This is a genomic window from bacterium (assembly GCA_040757115.1).
Lineage (GTDB): Bacteria > UBA9089 > CG2-30-40-21 > CG2-30-40-21 > SBAY01 > JBFLXS01.
In genome coordinates this window covers 1-5300 of record JBFLYA010000258.1, presented here as the reverse complement: position 1 = coordinate 5300, position 5300 = coordinate 1, and the positions used below count along the sequence as shown (strand labels likewise).

General features: G+C 35.6%; 8 protein-coding genes. 3 read left to right on the top strand and 5 right to left on the bottom strand.

Annotated elements, in window-relative coordinates; genetic code table 11:
• Positions 1–98: 98 nt before the first annotated feature.
• On the top strand, positions 99–374 hold the full coding sequence (locus AB1422_16460; GenBank protein MEW6620899.1) for a hypothetical protein: 276 nt from the start codon (positions 99–101) through the stop codon (positions 372–374).
• On the opposite strand, the gene AB1422_16455 is transcribed toward AB1422_16460, so the two are convergent.
• From AB1422_16455 to AB1422_16435, 5 genes are all read right to left on the bottom strand, one after another.
• Positions 346–564 carry a hypothetical protein gene (locus tag AB1422_16455; protein MEW6620898.1) on the bottom strand — a complete coding sequence of 73 codons (219 nt, stop codon included), beginning with the start codon at positions 562–564 and terminating at the stop codon, positions 346–348. The genes AB1422_16460 and AB1422_16455 overlap by 29 nt on opposite strands.
• 147 nt (positions 565–711) lie before the next feature.
• Positions 712–1473: a class I SAM-dependent methyltransferase gene (locus AB1422_16450; GenBank protein ID MEW6620897.1), complete on the bottom strand. Its 762-nt coding sequence runs from the start codon at positions 1471–1473 to the stop codon at positions 712–714.
• A 137-nt stretch (positions 1474–1610) separates the two neighbouring features.
• Positions 1611–1808, bottom strand: coding sequence for a hypothetical protein (locus AB1422_16445; GenBank protein ID MEW6620896.1), 198 nt, complete (start codon positions 1806–1808; stop codon positions 1611–1613).
• Complete coding sequence (locus tag AB1422_16440; GenBank protein MEW6620895.1) at positions 1801–2280, bottom strand: type II toxin-antitoxin system VapC family toxin; 480 nt, start codon at positions 2278–2280, stop codon at positions 1801–1803. Before AB1422_16440 ends, AB1422_16445 begins: the two co-directional genes overlap by 8 nt.
• 303 nt (positions 2281–2583) lie before the next feature.
• Positions 2584–2874 carry a hypothetical protein gene (locus AB1422_16435; GenBank protein ID MEW6620894.1) on the bottom strand — a complete coding sequence of 97 codons (291 nt, stop codon included), beginning with the start codon at positions 2872–2874 and terminating at the stop codon, positions 2584–2586.
• Between the two features lie 1202 nt (positions 2875–4076).
• Between AB1422_16435 and AB1422_16430 the strand changes: the two genes are divergently transcribed.
• Both AB1422_16430 and cas6 read left to right on the top strand, forming a co-directional pair.
• Positions 4077–4265, top strand: a complete 189-nt coding sequence (locus tag AB1422_16430) for a hypothetical protein (protein ID MEW6620893.1) — start codon at positions 4077–4079, stop codon at positions 4263–4265.
• 162 nt (positions 4266–4427) lie between these two features.
• Positions 4428–5228 (top strand): CRISPR-associated endoribonuclease Cas6, encoded by an 801-nt coding sequence (gene cas6 / locus AB1422_16425; GenBank protein MEW6620892.1) that lies wholly within the window; start codon positions 4428–4430, stop codon positions 5226–5228.
• The last annotated feature ends 72 nt before the right edge of the window (positions 5229–5300 follow it).

The window sequence follows — 5300 nt, the reverse complement described above, 5'->3', positions numbered from 1 at the left end:
TAAGCGTTCAGGTGGTGTAACAAAAGGAGATGTGGAGATTAAGGAGATAGGGAGATATTATTAAAAAAATTGAAATTAATAGAAACTAATAGAAATTTATGGAAATTTGTTGTTTTCCACAATCAATTTCTACCTATTTCTATAAATTTCAATCTATTTCTATTATCTTATCTCCATATCACTCTTATCTCCTTATCCCCTTTCTTACACTTTTGATATATAGCCTGAACGGTTACAATTTGAATATCTCATCTGTAATTTTCCCAAAATCCTTATGTTCTTCAATAAAGTATATGATGGGAGCAGTATCAAACATTATTCTTCTATGTCGTTTGATTATTCTCTTTATTCCCATGATGCCCTTTCCTTATTAACATATTCTTGAGCGTCTATTCCTTCCCACATTTCTTTCCCCACCCCTTTTATATCATAAATATTGAACTTTCGATCTCTTTCTACATATACAGAGATTTCCAACATCAATTTAGAAAGAAGAATCATCTTTTCATTATTTGCAAGTTGTGAAATTTCTTTATAAATTATTTCCGTATTTGTATTGAGCATTTTAATCCCTCCTTTTATTTAGCCTGCAATTTCATATAACGGATTGCGGATAAAAGAAGTCCCGACTTGTCGGGATTTGGGAAATCTTTGATTTCCCTTTTATCCGCTGTTGTGCGAAGTTCCAAGCATTCTTCTTTGTGATGCAATTTATATCCTCCGAACAAGTGTGATTGGTCGGTTAATCTCGCTCGTTTGTTCTAATGGTTGACTAAGATCCCAGTTATTCCACCAACCAACAAACTCAAAATCTTTGAGACTACACACCAAGCATAAAAACTCTTGGGGGTAGATAGCTCTTTTAACATTTTTTCCAGTAATAATGTGATATTTGCCATGATCATCGATTTCAAGGGCGATGGTTTCTTCAAAAGTTTGCTCAACAGGATTTATGACTTTTGATTTCACCGTAGTTTTAACGCGAATTCCCTCTTTTTCTATCTCCCAAGTTTCTCCATTTCCTGATGGTGGACTAAATTGAATGCACCAGTCGAGCAGATATAAACCGCCTTTCTTCAATATCGCAGAGACCGAATTAAAATGTGTCATAAGCTCTGATGTATTCTTGACATACAAAGAACCAAGATTAATGTATACAAAATCGACTAATGTTTCAAGAGAAAAATCTACCATGTTTCCATAAATGAGATTTGCCTCTGCACCAATGCGTAAAGTTTTTTGTCTGCTATACTCCAGCATGGCTTTGCTTAAGTCAAGCCCAGTATATTGGTATCCCCTTTTGATAAGTTCTTCCATATGAGGACTATTTCCACATCCTAATTCCAAGACAGATTTTACTGGGATCTGAGAAAAAAGCTTGATACACTTTTCAAACACATCAACTTCAACAGGAATATCTCGAAAGGAAAAAGCTATTTCATAATATTTTGGATTGTCGTACATAGTAGACATATTTTTCTTTCACCTTAGTTGGCTGGAATTTCGCACAACGGTTCCGGTGTTTGTGAAGTGCGAGCGGAAGCGAGCATTTGGGTAAGCGTAGCGAACCACAAACACCGTGTTATGTGAAGTTCGGCAACATGTTTTTATCAAATACGGCGAAGAACATTATAGCCCTCAGAGATCTTTTCATATTTATAACCGTCTTTTTTTAATCTTTCGATGTCTTGCTTTCTCCACCTCTCCATATCCTCTCTTGTGGTTATATTACTCATTTCCTTAGTCAATTCCTCTCGGATATGGTGGAGATCATCGAAGACAACTGATTTCCACAAAGGTCTATCCACTTGCCATCACCTCCTCTGGCGTTGCTATATCTATCACCTTTAGTCCTCTTTTTAGGTTCTCTTCTCTAACACTGATCCTCGTTTCAGAATTGGCTAAATGTTCCATATTCCAAGTAACCAATACATCCATCTCATTGAGGGTTGCTATTGCCAAATGTATACCATCAGGTTCATATCGTGGTGGAATAATGCCTAAAGAGACATAAGCCTTCCCTAATTCTTTGCTTTCGTGAGTGATAGGAAGCACCGCTATCCCCGAGACAACATCAAGTAATTTTTTTCTCTTGGCTAAATCAGAAGTTTTTTCAATCTCCCTTGTTACAAGTTCAGATATAAATACTCTGTAATCTCCCCTGGTAACCCTTTGCAGGAACTGTTTGGTAATATCTCTTTCTCTTGGAGTATCATCAGCAAATTTATAATTAGGAATAGTTGTTTCCAGATATAATTTCAACTTTTCTTTTCTCTCCATTATAGATTACCTTAACTTCACAATCTTTTTATGTTGCCGAATTTCATATAACTTATTCATAACCGAACAAGTTCGTTTATGCTCCCAATTTGGGAGGCTAAACGAAATATTTCGTTTATATTAACTCTGGCTGAAGTGCCAAAGATTGTTTTTCTTTACCAATTCTCTTATTTATTACTATCTTGCCTTGTAAGCGTTCAACCATCAGGTATCAGCAATCAGTTAACATCCAGGAAATCAGGATAGTCACAAATCCTACAATTTTGCGTAAAGGGTGTCTATGTGTCTGGTAGTCTATGTACCTCAGACACTTAGACACCAGACTACCTGAACGGTTCCCCTTGAAACAAGTTCTCTACGCAGGTCTTCAAAATTGTGATGTTGTGTTATGCGTGAAGTATAATAGATTTGAGATAGCTTCGGGCTTTCAGCCTTCGTAATGACAGCATTAGAAAATCCGGTGTGTAAGGCCGAATTTAAATAGATTTCTTCGCCTTCAAAGATTTTGAAGATCTTCTCTAAAATTTCATCTTTATCTGGAAAGCTCCAATATTTCTTATCAGAATGCCACCAATGTTCCTTAATAGTCTTCATCTTGGCAACATAGTCAGGATTTATAAGGGGAAGTAATTATTACTCTACCATCTGTTCCCTTCTTAATTTCTACACCTTTCATAATTTCATTATAACAAAGTCCTTAAATATTGTCAACTTTTTTTCTACTGATCAATATATCGTTCCTACGGAACTAATTGATCTGTCTATCTATTCCTACCGATATTATGTTCCTAACGGAACGATTATTCTCATGCCTTATTTATGGGTATTATCCTATCTGGAGTTTCGTGAATTTTCTATGATTCCTTTCTCATTTAATCTTTGCGTTCTTTGCGGTTAAAAAAAAGGATAAACCACAAAGGGCACAAAGTAGTAACGCAAAGGGTAACCGTTCAGGGATATAGCCACAGAGTCACAGAGAACACAGAGGGAATATATAACCACGAATGAACACGAATAATAAAAAGATTCGACCTGTGCGATTAGACTAATTCATCGCAGAGACGCAAAGGAAAAATAAATGTAAAATGTAAAATAGGAAATGAAAAATGGGAAATTTTAGGACTTCGCAAGACTCATTACCTTTCAGTTATACATTTTACATTTCTCATTTTACATTATCCATTTTACATTTAACCGCACAGGTCGAAAAGATTTGTAGTGCGAGACTTTAGCCTCGCTTCTGGCAAGCAGGAAAGCGAACCTAATGGTTCGCACTACATTTATCGTAAGCGTTCAGCCGTGTCCCTCTGATGGGACAATATCAACTCAAAACCCAAATGTCAAAACTCAAAACCTTAAAACTAATAGATTCATTGAGATTTATTGCGACTGATGGAGAAATTTTTAGTTGTAGTTTTGGGCTTTGCTTCATTTAATGTCCCATAGGGACAATATATTGGTAGAAATAAATATCATACAAATAATGTCCCATAGGGACAATATATTGGTAGAATGATTGATTTGTCTATCTATTCCTACCGATATTATGTTCCTAACGGAACGATTATTCTCATGCCTTATTTATGGGTATTATCCTATGTAGACTTCCAGTTAATAACCGCTATAACTGTTTTTAAGCCTTTTTAAACACCGAAAAACGCGAAAAACACGAAAAAAAGATATTTTTCTCTCTGTTTCTCTGCGTCTCTGCGGTAAAGGATTACCTGAACGGTTACCATTTATCGAATGTCACAGGTTAATTCGTGTCCATTTGTGGCTAATTTCTCTAATTCTCTGTGAACTCTGTGCCTCTGTGGCTGAACGGTTACCGCAAAGGAGATAAAGGGAAGAAAATAGGTGAAGCATTTTTTATCAACTCAACTTCAAAGGATAAGTTGCAAAAAAATCATCAGGCTTTTGAACCTAATTTTACCATCTTTGAGCAAAATAAACAGATTGATAAGGATAAAGAGAATTTTAGATAGCCTCAATAGTAGCATAAAATTTACGAAAGTCCAGACTACAGAAGTATAGGTAGGTCTTTCAAGCCTTCATTCTTCTGCAATTTCTGCCCGCTTTAGTCTGAGGTCTGATGTCTATAGTCTACTGTCTGAATCACAGTTTCACACAAATGACACTTGCCTTTTATGATAAACTCTGGTATAATATTCAATATGAGGATAGGGGTTGTTTATAAGATTGATAAATTACCTATAGAGTATCGGTCTTGTTTTTTTAGCCTGATAAAAGAGGCAATTAAACAAGAATCTGCGGAATTATATGAACAATTTTATTTATCTAACCATCACCAGACCAAACCGTTCTGTTTTAGTGTCTTCTTTGAGTGTGTCCAAATCTCGGCTGATATTCTAACAATAAGACGCAATACCAGACTCTATCTTTCTACTCTGAATATCTCAGAAGACCCACAAGCCACTGGTATAAAGATTTATAATGGATTACTTAAAGTAAAAACTATGGATTTTCCTCTTGACGAAACTCTTCATCTAATTAATATCTTTCCTCTCAATGAAAAAAATAAGACCTATTTTACTCAAGGAGAGATTTGTTTTAAAACTATGTCACCCATCATTGTTGTTGACAAAGACAAAAAGCCTGTTTTACATCCACAAACAAAGAATAAAATCAGCCGCTTTTCTGGTCCCGAAAATACTATCTCCTTTGATGAATCTCGATTTCTTAAGGAACTTATCTTTAGCCTGAAAGAACTTAATATTACCCAATTGGAATTTATCCCGGTTGACTTAAAAAAAGAGGTCATCAAATATACCATTAGCGACCATCTAAAAACTAAAGTACCAATGAAACTTATCGGATTTAAAGGTAAGTTCATTCTAAAAGGTAATCCGGATGACTTATATAAAATCTACCAACTCGGGCTTGGCTTCAGACGAAATCAAGGATTTGGGATGGTGGAGGTGGTGTGAACTATGGAGGAACTTGTGGGGTAACCGTTCAGGCTATATATCAAAAGTGTAAGAAAGGGGATAAGGAGATAA